The sequence below is a fragment of the Leptospira inadai serovar Lyme str. 10 genome (assembly GCF_000243675.2).
GTDB classification, from domain to species: Bacteria; Spirochaetota; Leptospiria; order Leptospirales; family Leptospiraceae; genus Leptospira_B; species Leptospira_B inadai.
This window is the reverse complement of record NZ_AHMM02000006.1, coordinates 98,996-113,756: the sequence shown is the minus strand read 5'-3', so window position 1 is coordinate 113,756 and position 14,761 is coordinate 98,996. Positions and strand designations below refer to the sequence as shown.

Below are 14,761 nucleotides of genomic sequence, written 5' to 3'. Positions count from 1 at the left end.
AAACCTTTTCAGTATCGTGCTTTCGATGGGAAGAATCACCTACCTGCGGTTCGCTTTCTCCCTTTTCTTTCGGGACGCAACAACAAGTCTGCTTCATATCTTCTTTTCTCTGTTTTTCGCTTACAGTCTAGTTCTGAGTTTTTTTTCCATTCGGACCGATAAACTCTCATCCGATGTTTCTAGTATCGATCTCTTCCGGAATTCTCCCTACCTGGTTTTGGCTCTTTCGACTGCTGCCTTGATTTTTATGGCGATTGTCCGTACCTCGAGTCGATCGGGAGATACGGGAATTATGATGGCCGTGGGCGGAAATCGCTTCGGCTGCGTCCTGTTGGAAACGACGGAACTCTGGATCATTCATTCTTTCGGCTTTCTAGTCGCAAGTGCAGCGAGTATTTTACAACCGCCGGGAAATCCCGCATTGGTTTCCTTCCTTGACTATGCCGGTGCCTATATTTATGAGCTCGCCATTCTAGGATTGGCAGGCGGTACTACCGCATTCATTCACACTCTTGTGGATCCTTACAAATCGATCCGGAGGGGTAAATGATCCTACGGATCAACAATCTTTCCCGAACGTACGGCTCGATGAAAGCAGTTAATTCCGTTTCGTTCGACGTAAACCAATCCGATTATGTCGCTATTGTAGGTCCTTCCGGTTCGGGAAAAACCACTCTACTCTCGATGATTACCGGAATGCTCACCAGCACCGAGGGAGAGATTTATTTTGATACTCTGAAATTATCGAGTATGAGCAAAGGCCAACTGGCCGATTTCCGAGCTCGCAATATCGGATTGATTTTTCAATTTTCCGAATTAGTTTCTCATTTGAGCGTCGAGGAAAATATTCTCCTGCCCGCCTTATTGGTAGGAAAGTTCGGCGAGCAAGAATATAAGGAAAAATGCGAATATCTTATTTCTAGCCTTAACTTGAATACGATCCGGGATCAATTACCGACCCGACTCTCCGGTGGACAAATTCAAATGACCGCAATCGCGAGGGCTTTGATAAACGAACCGGAAATTCTGCTGGCGGACGAACCTTCCGGAGATTTGGATCCGGAAAATAGCGAATTAGTGCGGAAATTACTTTCGGATTTCAACTCAAGGGGCCTAACCGTCCTTCTTGTCACTCACGATATGAATCTTGCATTCGACGCAAAGACCATCTATGAAATGAGAGAAGGAAGCTTTACTCGAGTCGTAAAATGAAGTCCTTTCTAGGATTGGACATCGGCGCACAAAGCGTCAAGGCCTGTAGGACCGACGAGCACGGAACGATTCTCGCAGAGGCTTCCGTCTCCACAGGTTCGGACATAGACTCAGAATCGTTTCTTTCTTCCTTAAAAAAAATCGTTCAAGAATTAATGGAGGAAGGAGATTCTCGGATTTCCGGAATCGGATTGGGAAGTCCCGGTCCAATCGATAAGGACGCCGGAATTCTTATCTCTTCCGCAAACCTTCCGAAGCTAAAGAATGTTCCTATCGTTTCTTACTTACAAGATTCCTTCGGTTTACCGGTTTATTACGACAACGATGCAAATTGCGCCGCCCTCGGAGAATACTGGTACGGCGTAGGCAAAGGCTCCCGGAACCTTATCGTTATCACCTTAGGTACCGGAATCGGAGGCGGCTGGGTATACGAAGGCTCGCTCTTTGACGGCTACAAAGGAAATAGTATGGAAGTCGGTCATAATACGATACGCCCAGGCGGAACGCTCTGCGGCTGCGGACATCGTGGATGTGCGGAAGCGTATTTCAGTACTAGCGGGTTCTCGACTCGATATAGGGAACTTACCGGCAGAAACTTTAGCGATGCTAAGGAGTTCTTTTCTTTAGTCGAAAAAGGAGAAAAGGAAGCCACCTTGATTTTAGAGGAAGGGATCGAAATTCTGTCCGAATTGATCCGAAATTTGATTCACATTTTAAATCCGGAATGTGTCGTCCTCTCGGGCGGGCTAGTGAAATCCTATTCTCTTTTCGGAAAACGGCTTGAAAAGCGAGTTCGAGAAATCATCTTTCCGGTATTCAGAAATTATACTAGAATTCTCGCAGGAGGCTCGGTGACGGGTGCTTTAGGCGCTGCAAGTCTTTGCTTAGGAAGGATCCGATGAACGAGCCGAATTGTCTTTTTTGTAAAATCATTCGAAAGGAAATTCCCGCAAAAATCGCCTACGAAGACGAAGAAATATTAGCTTTTCATGATGTTTCTCCCCAAGCTCCGGTTCACGTATTGGTTATACCTAAGAAACATTTCGTATCCTTGGACGAAATCGGATCCGAGGAAAAAAAATTGGCGGGAGAGATTCTTTTCCGAATTCGGGAAGTGGCCCGATCTTTAGGCTTGGAAAAGGACGGGTATCGGGTCGTAAATAATAAAGGTCCGCTCGGCGGCCAAACGGTGTTTCACTTACATTTCCATCTGCTGGGTGGACGACACATGACTTGGCCGCCCGGTTGAAATTCTCGGAGTATACGACTTGAAAAAATTCTTCATCGGAATCACCATCAGCGTCTTCGCCCTTGTCTTTCTCTTCTGGAAGCTAGATCTATCAGGTTTTTATAATATTCAAGAAAGATGGAAACCCTTCTATCTGATTCCTTTCTTTATAGCCGTCATTTGGGGTTTATTTCTTTTTTCCTGGCGATGGTATTTACTTTTAGGAAAAAAAATCTCCTTCAAAACCTCCCTCCTATCTGCTTATATAGGCGTGGGGGCCAATCAATTCCTGCCGGCAAGAGGAGGAGATATATTTCGACTCTATCTGTGTAAAAAGGATGGAGATTCCGGTTACGGTTCTTTGGTAAGCGGACTTTTTTTGGAGAAGGTCCTGGATTTCGCGTTTATTTTCAGCGCAGGGCTGGGGGCATTCTTCTTACTCGGCATCCATCAGGATTTCGTAAGGTTCATTTTGCCCTTGCTAGGAATTCTTTCCATCGTATGTACTCTGATTTTTGTACGACTTTTTTACAAGAAGCTTGCTCGATTCGGCGAGGACGTTTCCGATAAATTCGGAAAACGGAATTTCTTTCGGGATAAACTCACTCCGCTCATCACCGAACTGGGCGAGTTCTTAACTTTGAAAAACGCGGGAAAGCACGGAGCCTTGACTGCGGCGACTTGGTTATTGGGTTACGGGGTTCACTACACTCTCCTGCAATACTTGGTCGGAATTCATCTCAGTCCTTTAGAAACGATTTTCATCATGTTTTGCGGCGCCGTCGGTGTCATGGTTCCTTCGGCCCCCTCCGGGGCCGGAGTATATCATGCATCCATTACTTCCGGCTTTGTGCTGTTAGGGAGAGAAAGCTCGGAAGGTCTAGTATACGCCACCACCGTTCATCTCGGTCAAATGATGGCGTTAGGGATCATAACGGTAATTTTATATTCCTACTGGTCGCTTTCAGAGGACTGATGACTGAGGACAGACGCGTTCGCTTTCAGAGGACAGAGGTCAGAGGACGGAAGACAGAACATTGGCGAGCCGGGTTTCCATGCTCTAGAGAAAGATTCTTATGCTAACAGTGGATCTTTCTTCGGCCCTCTGTCCTCTGAAATATGACAACCTTTGTCACCCCTGAAATTTTCTCCGGTCAACTTCCTCCCTATGCAATATTTCTTTTTGCTAGATCGGATTTGTTTTCGTTTGCAATTATCAGGATTTCTTGTATACGAATCTTCTAAGAGACAATTATGAAAAACCAATTTACGGCCTCGGCAAGCATTCGGATTCGCGCAAGTGCTGCAAAAGTTTGGCAAGGATTAACGGATCCGAATTTAATTAAGAAGTATTTCTTCGGAACGGAAGCGATTTCCGATTGGAAAGTGGGGAGCCGGTTGCTTTTCAAAGGGGTATGGGAAGGAAAGGAATATCTGGATAAGGGAACGATTTTACAGGTCGAGCCCGAAAGATTGTTTCGTTACAATTACCTCAGCTCGTTTTCCAATTTGGAAGATCTCCCCGAAAATTACGCCAACATTACTTACGAACTTTCGCAGCAAAATGACGAAACTTCGCTAGTTATAACCCAGGACAATATACTTTCGGACGAGGCTCGAAAGCATTCCGAACAAAACTGGGACTTTGTCCTAAACGAATTAAAGAAACTTTTAGAAGGGACCTGAAGAGCGAAAAAAGTCTCTGATTTTGCGAGACGGATTCCGATGAAAGAGATCTTCATACGGAACCCGTCTTAAAATACTAAAAATCGTCCGTTCAGTTTTTAGAAAATTTTTCCAAACCTTCACAGCCGGGAATCGTATGCTTTCCCTTTCCCTTATAAAGATCGCAATTCGATTTTTCGACGGCATCAACACAAGTTTCGAACGCCGTTACCATATCGGGAGTGACTTCCTGTTTCTTTTCCTGACGTTCCTTTTTGGATTTTTCGAAACTTTCTTTGAAATGAGCGACACACGCTTCCTCGGATTGCATAAACGCAGGAATCATATTTCGGTATTGAGCCGGTACCTTGGCGATTTCGTCCTTGGTACATTCGATCGTTTTCGAGCACATCGCTTTTTGAAATCTTGGGGCTAACTCCATTAGTTTCTCCTCAGGCGATTTCGAGGACTTGCAATCTCCGAGGAAAGAAATACACAATGCGGATAATAGAGATAGGATTAAGAATCTCATCAAAATAATCTCCGGTAAATAAATTTCAGACAAAGCTAACGTGGAGAGTTTACCGGGAAATTCTTTTTCCTGCGAACGCGAAGAAATTTCTTTCAAATATCCGCTTTAATGGAGGAAATCGACATCCGTTTAACGGAACACTAAGCGACCTTCGGAAAAAGTTTATGAACGACCGCTTTCTGCCCGACGCCTTTTAGGGAAGCCTCGGACGTTTCCCAATTATACCCTTTTTCGAGCAATAGCTCGTCGACTCCCGGCGTGTTTAAGACCGAATTAGTCACCCAAATTTCCCCGGCTTTCGCAAGACCCTGCACTCTTGCCGCAATATTCACGCTCTGCCCGAAATAATCCAGCCGCTCGTCGTTAATGACCGCGAGGGAAGGACCTTCGTTTAAACCGACTTTCAATCCGATTTCGAATTCCTGCGTATGAGATCCTCGGTTCATTTGATCGATCTTAGCCATCATGTCCAGGGAAGCGAGCAAGCCTTCCAGCGGTGAGGAAAAAGCCGCCATGATCGCGTCGCCCATGGTCTTTACGATCGCTCCATTATGTTTTTTTACTACATCCATTAGCAGACGAAAATGCTCCTTAACCAAACGATAAGCGGCCATATCCCCGGCTTTATCGTACATTTCTGTCGATCCTCGTAAATCGGTAAACATAATGGTCAGACTCTTAACGTTTAAGTTTAAGTTTTGTCTTAATTGCTGAACTCGAAATAGATCCCTAAAGGTTTGGTTATTCAGCAAATTCTTAGCCGTTAAAAACTTCTCTATTTTGGTCGGATGATCCTTTACTATCGCCGCAATTCGATTGATACTCGGAGTTAAATGTAATCCGCCCGCTTTACCGATCGTACTATTCGTCACTTTGATATCGTATTTCCCCTTCGGGAGGTGCAATTCGGCCGGCGTAAATCCTCCGGGAAGAAGATTCAGTTCGATCGAATTCGATTTTTGCGATCCTTCTTTATCGAAATAAAGAAACACGGCCGAATTATTTTCCACGGAAGTAAACTGATAAGCATTAAGCTTCTCCGCATTTACGTTTACGACCGTCGATTCGTTAGGATCCAATCGAAGCAGACCGTGCAGATTCGAGCGTATGAATCGAAGTAGTTGCGGGGATTTTTGATAGTTGGCGGAAAAATGATACCGGTAATAGGATTCTACATCCTGCAAAGAGAGCGAGATGACGTCGATACGCCTGACGGAAGGATGAATCGTAAAAGTCACCTCGACTTGATCGTCAAGCGTGGTCGGAACATCCATATTACAAATATAACAATGAAAGTAATCTTCGTCGATTTGATCCAGGGATTTATGACTGGCAGCCACTCCTCCGCAGGCCGGGCAAATCATATTATAAGCAATATCGAATAAACCGATTTTCGCTCCGTGCAAAAAAAGGTCTAACGCAACCTCAGGCTTGAAATCGGCCGTGGAAGCGAATCGATACGGATTCATTCTTATCAAGTCCCAATCCCCCGCCTTGCGCAAGACTCCGATAAACTTACCGATATCGGATTTGTTCAGTGCGGGAAATCCTTCCAACGATTTCTCTTTCTGCTCTAGGTTAGCTTCCTGAAACATGATATTCTCCTTTCAAAGAAACTTACAAATGAATGCTTGTCTTTCTTCGAACATAGATATAATTGTAATGAAAATAGTTACAAATAGTTGGACGTTCGGTAAACGACTAGTTTGCGATAGAATTCGGAATTTTCCTTATTATAGGTGGCGAGAAAAGAATTTTTCCCTTTTTTTCCGTCGAAAAGCAGCAGGAATAATTTTTTTATTCCAATTTCGTGGAGGACCACCATTCTTACGTCCCAACTCTTACTATGGAAAAGATTAAAAATGGAAAGAACTCGAGAGTCGTAGTCACCGGCATCGGCGTGATTCTCCCGAATACGTTTACTGTCCCCGACTTCTGGACGAACATTTCCGAAGGAAAATCCCAGCTTCAATTCATTACGCGATTTCCCGTCGATGATTTTCCCGTAAAAGTAGCGGGGGAAATGAATACCTTCGATTGGAAGCGCCACCTTCCGGACTTAAACGGTAACTACGCTAAAAATTATAATACCGAGACCTTTGCCTTAATGGCTGCAATGGAAGAGGCGAATAAAGACGCCAAAATCGAAAAGGGGACCTTGGATCCGTCTCGCGTAGGCTTTATCGACTCTTCTTCCAGGGCTTCCCTGGCTTGGTGGGACTTTGCCTGGCGAAAGTATATAGAGGAAAAGGACCAAAGTGTTTTTGACCGATATTCCGTATTAACTTCTATGGCTTCAAACCCGACTAATTTAACTGCCATTAATTCCAATATCCAAGGCTTTGTAACCACCATCTCGGCGGCCTGCGTAGGCGGACATCACGCGATCAGCCTATGTTATCAGGCGATCCGAAAAGGACGCGCCGAAATCATGTATGCAGGCGGGCATGAATTCCCTCTTTTGAAACCCTTGATGATGATGTATTCCGACCCGATGAGTAGAGTTATGTCTTTAGAAAAGGAAGACCCGAAGCGAGGGATTCGTCCTTATGATAAAAACAGGGACGGTTTTCTTTTAGGCGAAGGTGCCGTAGTCCTCGTCTTGGAAAGGTTGGATCGAGCCTTGAATCGAGGCGCAAAAATCTACGCGGAAGTCCTAGGCACTTACAGCTATAACGAGGCCGATCACGCGATGAGAATGGACTTAACCGGTAAAAAAGCGGCAACCGGATTAAAGCATTTAATGAAAATTAGTAATATCCATTTAGGAGATATCGACTATTTTTGCGGTCATGGAACCGCCACTTATAATAATGATCTGGCAGAAAGCAGGGCGATCTCATTATTGTATGACGGAAAACCGAAATTTCACTGGGCTCCCGTCGGATCCATTAAGCCGATTTTCGGACATACATTCGGCGCGGCAGGGATCATAAACGTGGCCGCCACTTCTCTAATGCTAAAAAATCAAACCGTCTGTCCGACCATCAATGTGACGGATCCGGATCCGGAATGCGATCACGATCATGCTGCCGAAGGCGCCCGCAAAACACGGCTAAGGTACGCGATTTCCATGGCATTTGCGATCGGAAGCCAATCGTCCTTCGTTAGCTTGGCCGCTCCCGATTTTTGAGGAAAAATATGCAACTGTCAAGACAATATAATATTCTAAGAAAGACCGGTGTAGCCCTACTGTATAAAGGTCCTTTTTCCGAAACGACGATCGCTTCCTTAAACGAGTTGCTAAAGGAAAAGCTTATGGAGGAAAAAAAGCGAAATCGGATTCTCACAGTATTCGTCGAGATGGCTCAGAACGTCGCTCATTACTCCCAGGAAAGGGATGAAAAAAGCGGAATCGGAATTTTAGTGCTGAGAAGAAAATCGCGTAATTGGGAATTGAACTGTGGAAACTCCATCCACCCGGAAAAAGTCCCCTATTTAAAGGATCGACTGGAGGAAACCAAGCAATTATCGCCGGAAGAATTAAAAGAAAAGTATAATATTCAAATTCGCTCAGAAAGACCCCGGGACAGCAAAGGAGCAGGATTAGGATTTTATGAAATAGCCCGAAAATCGGATCTCCCTCTCGTTTTTCAATTCGAAAAAGGGGAAGACGGAGGCGTTTTCTTTCGGTTAACCGCAAGATTCCTTTTGACGGACAAGGAGGAATTTTCAGCGGGAGAAGATGTTTGATTTTCGTATTCCGAAATTTCGGGACGTTTATAAACTATCCACTCGTATCACCAAGACGGTATGATTGTCCCGGGTCATTCTGAGATTGGCCTCTTCCGATAGAATGGAGCAGATCTCCTTTAAATCATTATGCTCCTTAATTACTTTTTCGATCGAGTCGATATTTAAGACTTCGGTAAGGCCGTCGGTACAAAGTAATAAATGATCTCCGGCGGAAAGCTTTCCCGTAAAATCAAAAAGATCCGCTTGCATATCCTTGGAACCGGCGCCGATGCAACTCGTTAGAAGATTTCTACCGATTCCCGTTCCCAATTCCTCGCCGATATTATGATCGACCGTTACCTTGCGTAAGCCTTCCTGATTCATGTGATACAGTCGACTGTCCCCTACGTTGAAGATCCAGGATTTCTTTTTTCCAAGAAGGCAACCTACTAGGGTAGTACCCATATTCGGTTTTCCGATGGATTGGCCGTAAAAATTAACTTCGGTGTTGATTTTCCTAAGTAGATTCTTCCACCCCAGAGAAGGTAACTCCTCCAAAGGCTGAATGGCTCTTGCCATCCAGGACAATTTTTCCAGGGCGGTCCGGCTCGCGACTTCGCCGGCCTCGTGTCCGCCTAAGCCGTCGGCTAAAGCGAATAGTGCGGGAGAGTCGTCGGTATTCGCGTTTCGAACATTCACTAATCCATCATGAATTTGACCGCATACAAGCTCTCCGTTTGCCAGAAACGAGTCTTCATTATGGGATCGAAAATTTCCCTTGTCCGTGATTGCGTAATAATGAATGTTCATTTTTAGAAAATAAGAATATAGCCTTTCGGGACTGCTCTTCGGTTATAGTTAAGATGACTAAGAGTAGCGATTCTACAAGAAAAAAGAAACATTCTTTATGTTCGAGAAAAATCGTTCCTTGAGTTATAAATGACCCGGTTGGGTTTATTTAGCCGTATACCCGCCGTCGACAGGCAGTGCCGCACCGGTAATAAAAGAAGCTTCATCGGAACAGAGCCAGATCGCCGCCTTAGCGACTTCCTCCGGTTCGGGAAGTCTATTTGCGGGATGTAAACGAGTGATTCTGCGTTCTGCCTCGGCAGGATCGGAAGAACTCCGAAACAGTCCTTCCAACATTTCGGTGCGAATGAAACCCGGACAAATCGCGTTGACTCTGATGTTTTGTTCCGCGTACTCGAGCGCAGCGGATTTGGTTAAGCCGATGATGCCGTGCTTTGCGGCGGAGTACGGCGCAACCTTCCAATCCGCACCCACAATCCCTGCAATCGAAGATATATTCACGATCGCACCCTTTCCTCTCTTCAATAATAAGGGAATCTCATACTTCATGCAAAGCCAAGTTCCTTTTAAGTTTACGTTTACGACCTTTTCCCAGACTTTTTCGGGATAATCGTGAAGCGGTAAGGAAAGTCCTCCGACTCCCGCATTGTTTACCGCAAAATCCAACCCTCCGTACATGGCTTCGGCCTTATCGATGAAATCTTTTACTTGAGCATCGTCGGAAACGTCGCAAGGGAAAAATCTTGCCTCTCCTCCCGATCGACGAACTTCCTCCTCCACTTTTTTTCCCTCTTCTACACGCCTTCCACAAAACAAGACCTTGGCTCCCCGAGCGGAAAATTCCAAAACAAGAGATTTTCCGATCCCCGCGTTTCCGCCGGTGACTATTGCGATTTTATTTTTCATGTATACTCGAATTAATTGAGTGGCCCAACCTTACGGCTGAATGGGCCTTCGGGGGTGATTTCGTCGAGTTGATTGAATATCATGGGATTTCGGGAGCGTCAACTAAAAACTTTAGAAATCGCATAAGTGCGAATTCAACCCGGAAAATTCGATTAAAAGAAGCTAAAGCGGAATAGAGGAGTTTTATACGATTTTTCTAGCTTCTCCCGTGCGGACTCTATTTAAGTATTTCTTTAAATGCAAATTGATTTTAACTAGATCTGCAAGCTCTTTCTTCGGATCGGCTACGCCCAAATCGGACACGAGAACCAATAAATATCTAAGTTCCTCGAGATGAACTTTCGCCCTGAGAATATTGCGAATTTTCTCCGAGCGGATTCTCGCACCCCATGCGCCCGCAATCCGGACTGGTAATAAAGATGCGACGGACCGAACGTGCTCGATCAAAGTCGCTTCGGCCTGAGGTTTCCAAATATCGCAAAGATTAAATAATCGTAATACGAACTCGTGAGAAAGCTTCCAAACTTCCAGTTTACGAAAACCGATTTCTCCTCCGTACGAATCGGCCGCTTTTGCGACGATGTTTCCTTCACCGACGTCGGGACTGACTCGGGCGGGAACCTTACCCGTTTCGAATTTTTCCCGAAATACGTCCGGAACCGGTACCACCTTTCTTTGCTCATAATTGAAGAATAAAACGCGAATTTTTACGAGAGAAACTTTCTGTCTTCTGCGATCCTTAGAAAGACGAAAATACAAATCAAAGGACTTTTCCCCGATATTATCCAGAGAAACGTCGATAACGACCCGGTCCTTATAAAGCAACTCTCCCTGATAAAGAATCACGGCATTCGCAAATATGATGCTGTTTCCGTGAATGTCGGTTACGGAGTAGCCCAGAAATTGGAAGAACTGGAGATGGGCCTCCATGACCAAATCCAAGACGCTCGCAAACGATACGTGGATGTCCAAGCTCAGATCGATTTTACGAATCGGAATCTCCGTCGAAAAAAAATATTTTTTCGGAAACTCCGCCTCTGGTCCGTTCGATGAGCCGTCCGATTTCATTCGCTAAACCTGCTTCGAAAGCCTTCCGGAATTTCCATGGTCTTACGCGAAACATAATCGTAAAACACCAAGGAGATTTTAACCGTCGCGACCTCCTCTCCCTGAGGATTCTTGGTCACTTGAAAAATCAGATCGCAGGACTTCCTGCCAAGATTGGAAACGGCAATTTCGAATTTTAAGATATCGCCCGACTTTGCTTCGGATTTATAATCCGCTTCCAACCGGGGGATGATGATATTGGAGCCTGCGATATTCGCCTTTGACCAGGAATAATTCTCCAAAAACGCGTCAAAGGCTTCGTTGATTAAGGGAATTAATGTCTCGTAAGTTAGGTGGGAAACGAAAAGTCCGCCGACAACGGTTGCACTCCGCGTATCGGATCTCCGAACCGGGATTGTAGTCCAGTAGGCGAAGTTTGACGGAACGGGGATTTGGGACATTTTGTTTCTCTTTGTGCGGAGCGTCCTTCTATCTATCGGATTTCCAACTGCGATTCTTGAAACCTAGTAAACACCGATAGCTTGTAGAATTCACTCTAACGGGAATCCCGGCCGCCGGATCGTTAGGCGAGATCAAATAACATTCCTCAGCCTAGTTGCAAAAGTGAGAATTCCGAACGGGGCCGGATTTTGACTGGATTTCCGGGCGGTTTCGTATGAAATCTTCTTTTTTTCCGTCGAAATAACATAAAATTTGTTGGGAGTTTGCCGTGTTCTCCCGCGGCTAAAACTTTCTACGCGATAGTGCAATGCTTAGAGAGTCGTACCATCCAGAACCAACTAGAATTCTTCCAGACCCGGATAGTCTTGTCCGCGAGTTTATTCAACCTGGAATGTATCTGCATCTGGCTACGACCATGTCGCGTCCGAACGCGTTAATATATTCGTTAGTTCGCAGCTTCAAAGGCAAAAACCCTGAATTCACGATCAGCGTGGCCGGAATTCACTCCAGCGCCCACGCACTCGCTCTTTCTGGAATCGTGAAAAAAATGATAACGGGATTTGCGGGGGATAATTATCCCAAGCCAAGCCCGAATTCTTTGTATAAGGACTTGCTGGAAGGGAAACCGTTCGAATTAGAGCTCTGGTCCCTTCTTACGATCGTGCAAAGACTTATGGCGGGAGCCATGCATCTTCCCGGCTTCATTACGAATTCCTTAATCGGATCGGATATGATCCTAGATAAATTGGGAACGACAGCGTTTCTTTACGGCAAACCGACTCCCGGAAATCCGTTTGGCGAGGCCGCAAAGCACCACCTAACAAGCGAAAGCCGGGGGACCCGCGAAAAAGACCTGGCTTTCATCACGCCCTTGACTCCCGATATCACTCTCGTTCACGGAGTAGTCGCGGACGAAGACGGAAATATCGTCCTCTGTCCTCCTGCCGGTGAAGGAGCCTGGGGGGCCTTGGCCGCAACAAAAGGCGTCATTGCCACTGTGGAAAAAATCGTGCCTAGAGGAATGATTCCTCCGGAATTAGTAAGTATTCCCGGTGGAAAAGTTATGGGCTTGGCCATGGCAAGGTACGGCGCGCATCCGCAATCCTTGCGCGTTCACGGTCTCCCGGACGTTCCGGCATTCGAAGGAATCGAAACGTATTTGGACGATTACGAATTCCAAAGGGAAGCAAACGAGGCGGCCGGAGTTCCGAGTAAGGCCGATCGTTGGTTTAAGCAGTTCGTCGATTTACCGGGCGGGCATGAGGAGTATCTGGAGGAGATCGGGGAGGTCAAATTACGAAGATTGAAAATGATTCCCCCGGAACATCACTTAACGCAACCGGAAGATTCCAAAACCGTAAACGATTCGGAGCAGACGATCATTCTAGCCGCAAGAGCCATCATAGATAGAGTGAAACATAAGGGTTATAAAACGATTCTAGCCGGAATCGGCGCGGCTCATATGGCCGCTTGGACGGCTTCGAAGTTATTGGAGAAGGAAGGAATTCGTATTCGAATCATCGCCGAACTCGGGTTTTACGGGATGCGTCCGTTTCAGGGCGACGTTTTTCTTTTTAGCCAATTGCATGCGCAGCAATGCTCGATGTTATCCGACACGGCCAATATTCTCGGGACGGTCGTTCCCGATAATTGTTTGGGAGTGATCGGAGCTGCCGAAATAGATTGGTTCGGAAATGTGAATTCCGTAATGGACGGCAAAGGTAAATTCTTGGTCGGTTCGGGCGGTGCAAACGATATCGTTTCCTCCGCCGATACGATCGTGGTCGCAAAAGCCAACAGGTACCGCTTCGTTAGAAAAGTGAAACACATCACTTCTCCCGGAGAAAGAGTCGTAGAAGCGGTATGCCAATTCGGTCGTTTCAAACGACCTGCTTTTTCCGACCATCCGTTCGAACTTTCATCCTGGATCGCGCCCGCTTCCGACGACGAAATGGAAGCCTTGGAGGCGGTGCTGCGGTATACCTTATGGCTTCCCCCCGATGAAGATCTTACGGTTTCGGAAGAACCTCCTATCAATTCGGAAGAACTTACGATACTCCGGGAATTAGATCCGGAAAGAATCTATACGGAACAATTTATGGTTTACACGCGCTTGCCTTAATTTTGCAGCCGTGTAGCAAAAGAATGGAATTATGACTGGAAATTTATTATTCCACGGGAGAACGTAGAAGAATGGTTACTAATAAAATCCCTGCGTCCAACGGCGTCCGGATCACCGGCTTTGGACATTACCTACCGGAAAGAGTAGTAACCAACGAGGAAATTCAAAGCAGGCTCAAGTACCCGGAAATGCATCCTGCAGAGAAAGCGGTCATCGGGGATATCGGAGTTACGAAGAGACATAGAGCGTCCGAAACGGAAACTGCTATGTATATGGCCGCAAAAGTTGCCGAAATGGCATTGAAAGACGCCGGTAAAAAGGCGGACGACGTCGATCTGTTTATTTTAGCCAATTGGACGGACCGCTATTTTCTCCCCGATCTCGCCCCACAGGCATCAAAGCTAGCGGGAACCAAAAATGCTTTATCGTTCGATATAAGTACGGCTTGCACCGGTTTCGTCCACGGTGTTCAAATGGCATCCGCATATTTAGGAACGGGAAAATTTAAAACGGCATTAGTCATCGGCAGCGAACGTTTTTCGATACGCACTAGAATCGGCGGTTACGGAGAATTTACCGCCGGGGATGGCGCTGCGGGAGTGTTATTGGAGTTTACGGGAGAAAAAGAATTCGGAATTATTGATTCCTTTTTGAAAGACGATGGGGATCTTTCAGGCGTTATTGTTACGGGTCCGCCTCCGCAAAGTTACGTGAAAAGTTTTCCGGATTTGGTCACGAAGGCTGCGGACTTGACCCTTTCCGCAATGGATGATCTCCTGCAGCGAAACGGTTTAACTCCCGAGGATATCGACTGGGTCGTCCCCCATCCAGGTACGGACGTCGTGGTACAGAGCCTCCTGAAGAGAACCAAGTTTCCCAGGGAAAAAATTCTTATGAATTTCGACCGAGTCGGTAATACTTCAGCGGCATCCATTCCGGTCGTTCTTTCGGAATTTTATCAGAAAGGTACCTTCAAAAAAGGGGACCTTTTTCTAACTCCCGCGGTGGGAGGAGGTTTCTACTGGGGAGGGCTTCTTTTCCGACTTTAACGGACCAGAGAAGAAGCAAATCATAAGGGATGGATCCCTGGTGATAAGATAAA

16 protein-coding genes are annotated in these 14,761 nt (G+C 46.0%); 10 read left to right on the top strand and 6 right to left on the bottom strand.

Annotation, left to right across the window (positions count from 1 at the left end; genetic code table 11):
* The first annotated feature begins 25 nt into the window (after nt 1-25).
* The 6 genes from LEP1GSC047_RS01260 (at nt 26) to LEP1GSC047_RS01235 (ending at nt 4,126) form a co-directional block, all read left to right on the top strand.
* Entirely contained in the window at nt 26-550 is a 525-nt protein-coding gene (locus LEP1GSC047_RS01260) for a hypothetical protein (RefSeq protein ID WP_039933878.1), read from the top strand.
* Nucleotides 547-1,212: an ABC transporter ATP-binding protein gene (locus LEP1GSC047_RS01255; protein ID WP_010412714.1), complete on the top strand. Its 666-nt coding sequence runs from the start codon at nt 547-549 to the stop codon at nt 1,210-1,212. The genes LEP1GSC047_RS01260 and LEP1GSC047_RS01255 overlap by 4 nt, the downstream gene beginning before the upstream one ends.
* Nucleotides 1,209-2,114 (top strand): ROK family protein, encoded by a 906-nt coding sequence (locus LEP1GSC047_RS01250; protein WP_010412717.1) that lies wholly within the window; start codon nt 1,209-1,211, stop codon nt 2,112-2,114. The genes LEP1GSC047_RS01255 and LEP1GSC047_RS01250 overlap by 4 nt, the downstream gene beginning before the upstream one ends.
* On the top strand, nt 2,111-2,461 hold the full coding sequence (locus tag LEP1GSC047_RS01245) for a histidine triad nucleotide-binding protein (RefSeq protein ID WP_010412719.1): 351 nt from the start codon (nt 2,111-2,113) through the stop codon (nt 2,459-2,461). The genes LEP1GSC047_RS01250 and LEP1GSC047_RS01245 overlap by 4 nt, the downstream gene beginning before the upstream one ends.
* A 19-nt stretch (nt 2,462-2,480) precedes the next feature.
* Nucleotides 2,481-3,416 (top strand): lysylphosphatidylglycerol synthase transmembrane domain-containing protein, encoded by a 936-nt coding sequence (locus LEP1GSC047_RS01240; protein ID WP_010412723.1) that lies wholly within the window; start codon nt 2,481-2,483, stop codon nt 3,414-3,416.
* 278 nt (nt 3,417-3,694) lie between these two features.
* The gene (locus LEP1GSC047_RS01235) at nt 3,695-4,126 is read left to right on the top strand and encodes an SRPBCC family protein (protein ID WP_010412726.1); all 432 of its coding nucleotides are present in this window, start codon (nt 3,695-3,697) and stop codon (nt 4,124-4,126) included.
* A gap of 91 nt (nt 4,127-4,217) precedes the next feature.
* Here the strand turns inward: LEP1GSC047_RS01235 and LEP1GSC047_RS21990 are convergent, their stop codons facing one another.
* Nucleotides 4,218-4,637, bottom strand: coding sequence for an LA_2478/LA_2722/LA_4182 family protein (locus LEP1GSC047_RS21990; RefSeq protein ID WP_039933876.1), 420 nt, complete (start codon nt 4,635-4,637; stop codon nt 4,218-4,220).
* 140 nt (nt 4,638-4,777) lie between these two features.
* Nucleotides 4,778-6,232: an adenylate/guanylate cyclase domain-containing protein gene (locus tag LEP1GSC047_RS01225; protein ID WP_010412732.1), complete on the bottom strand. Its 1,455-nt coding sequence runs from the start codon at nt 6,230-6,232 to the stop codon at nt 4,778-4,780.
* 251 nt (nt 6,233-6,483) lie between these two features.
* Here LEP1GSC047_RS01225 and LEP1GSC047_RS01220 point away from each other — a divergent pair, with 251 nt between their 5' ends.
* Both LEP1GSC047_RS01220 and LEP1GSC047_RS01215 read left to right on the top strand, forming a co-directional pair.
* On the top strand, nt 6,484-7,770 hold the full coding sequence (locus LEP1GSC047_RS01220) for a beta-ketoacyl-[acyl-carrier-protein] synthase family protein (RefSeq protein ID WP_020988123.1): 1,287 nt from the start codon (nt 6,484-6,486) through the stop codon (nt 7,768-7,770).
* 8 nt (nt 7,771-7,778) lie between these two features.
* Nucleotides 7,779-8,330 carry a SiaB family protein kinase gene (locus LEP1GSC047_RS01215; protein ID WP_010412742.1) on the top strand — a complete coding sequence of 184 codons (552 nt, stop codon included), beginning with the start codon at nt 7,779-7,781 and terminating at the stop codon, nt 8,328-8,330.
* A 27-nt stretch (nt 8,331-8,357) separates the two neighbouring features.
* On the opposite strand, the gene LEP1GSC047_RS01210 is transcribed toward LEP1GSC047_RS01215, so the two are convergent.
* From LEP1GSC047_RS01210 to LEP1GSC047_RS01195, 4 genes are all read right to left on the bottom strand, one after another.
* Nucleotides 8,358-9,122, bottom strand: coding sequence for a PP2C family protein-serine/threonine phosphatase (locus tag LEP1GSC047_RS01210; protein ID WP_010412745.1), 765 nt, complete (start codon nt 9,120-9,122; stop codon nt 8,358-8,360).
* Between the two features lie 144 nt (nt 9,123-9,266).
* Nucleotides 9,267-10,028 (bottom strand): glucose 1-dehydrogenase, encoded by a 762-nt coding sequence (locus LEP1GSC047_RS01205; protein ID WP_010412748.1) that lies wholly within the window; start codon nt 10,026-10,028, stop codon nt 9,267-9,269.
* 183 nt (nt 10,029-10,211) lie between these two features.
* Nucleotides 10,212-11,096, bottom strand: a complete 885-nt coding sequence (locus LEP1GSC047_RS01200; protein WP_020988117.1) for a four helix bundle protein — start codon at nt 11,094-11,096, stop codon at nt 10,212-10,214.
* Nucleotides 11,093-11,536, bottom strand: a complete 444-nt coding sequence (locus tag LEP1GSC047_RS01195) for an acyl-CoA thioesterase (protein WP_010412756.1) — start codon at nt 11,534-11,536, stop codon at nt 11,093-11,095. The genes LEP1GSC047_RS01200 and LEP1GSC047_RS01195 overlap by 4 nt, the downstream gene beginning before the upstream one ends.
* 308 nt (nt 11,537-11,844) lie before the next feature.
* Here LEP1GSC047_RS01195 and LEP1GSC047_RS01190 point away from each other — a divergent pair, with 308 nt between their 5' ends.
* Nucleotides 11,845-13,659 (top strand): CoA-transferase, encoded by a 1,815-nt coding sequence (locus tag LEP1GSC047_RS01190; protein ID WP_039933775.1) that lies wholly within the window; start codon nt 11,845-11,847, stop codon nt 13,657-13,659.
* A 71-nt stretch (nt 13,660-13,730) separates the two neighbouring features.
* Nucleotides 13,731-14,708, top strand: a complete 978-nt coding sequence (locus LEP1GSC047_RS01185; RefSeq protein ID WP_010412762.1) for a ketoacyl-ACP synthase III — start codon at nt 13,731-13,733, stop codon at nt 14,706-14,708.
* Nucleotides 14,709-14,761: the final 53 nt, after the last annotated feature.

Bases quoted from the DNA above. Each gene is read 5' to 3' on its own strand.
- LEP1GSC047_RS01225 (WP_010412732.1), bottom strand. From the start codon at position 6,232: ATGTTTCAGGAAGCTAACCTAGAGCAGAAAGAGAAATCGTTGGAAGGA.
- LEP1GSC047_RS01250 (WP_010412717.1), top strand. From the start codon at position 1,209: ATGAAGTCCTTTCTAGGATTGGACATCGGCGCACAAAGCGTCAAGGCC.
- LEP1GSC047_RS01260 (WP_039933878.1), top strand. From the start codon at position 26: ATGGGAAGAATCACCTACCTGCGGTTCGCTTTCTCCCTTTTCTTTCGG.
- LEP1GSC047_RS01195 (WP_010412756.1), bottom strand. From the start codon at position 11,536: ATGTCCCAAATCCCCGTTCCGTCAAACTTCGCCTACTGGACTACAATC.
- LEP1GSC047_RS01245 (WP_010412719.1), top strand. From the start codon at position 2,111: ATGAACGAGCCGAATTGTCTTTTTTGTAAAATCATTCGAAAGGAAATT.
- LEP1GSC047_RS01235 (WP_010412726.1), top strand. From the start codon at position 3,695: ATGAAAAACCAATTTACGGCCTCGGCAAGCATTCGGATTCGCGCAAGT.
- LEP1GSC047_RS01205 (WP_010412748.1), bottom strand. From the start codon at position 10,028: ATGAAAAATAAAATCGCAATAGTCACCGGCGGAAACGCGGGGATCGGA.
- LEP1GSC047_RS01190 (WP_039933775.1), top strand. From the start codon at position 11,845: ATGCTTAGAGAGTCGTACCATCCAGAACCAACTAGAATTCTTCCAGAC.
- LEP1GSC047_RS01220 (WP_020988123.1), top strand. From the start codon at position 6,484: ATGGAAAAGATTAAAAATGGAAAGAACTCGAGAGTCGTAGTCACCGGC.
- LEP1GSC047_RS21990 (WP_039933876.1), bottom strand. From the start codon at position 4,637: ATGAGATTCTTAATCCTATCTCTATTATCCGCATTGTGTATTTCTTTC.
- LEP1GSC047_RS01210 (WP_010412745.1), bottom strand. From the start codon at position 9,122: ATGAACATTCATTATTACGCAATCACGGACAAGGGAAATTTTCGATCC.
- LEP1GSC047_RS01215 (WP_010412742.1), top strand. From the start codon at position 7,779: ATGCAACTGTCAAGACAATATAATATTCTAAGAAAGACCGGTGTAGCC.
- LEP1GSC047_RS01255 (WP_010412714.1), top strand. From the start codon at position 547: ATGATCCTACGGATCAACAATCTTTCCCGAACGTACGGCTCGATGAAA.
- LEP1GSC047_RS01185 (WP_010412762.1), top strand. From the start codon at position 13,731: ATGGTTACTAATAAAATCCCTGCGTCCAACGGCGTCCGGATCACCGGC.
- LEP1GSC047_RS01200 (WP_020988117.1), bottom strand. From the start codon at position 11,096: ATGAAATCGGACGGCTCATCGAACGGACCAGAGGCGGAGTTTCCGAAA.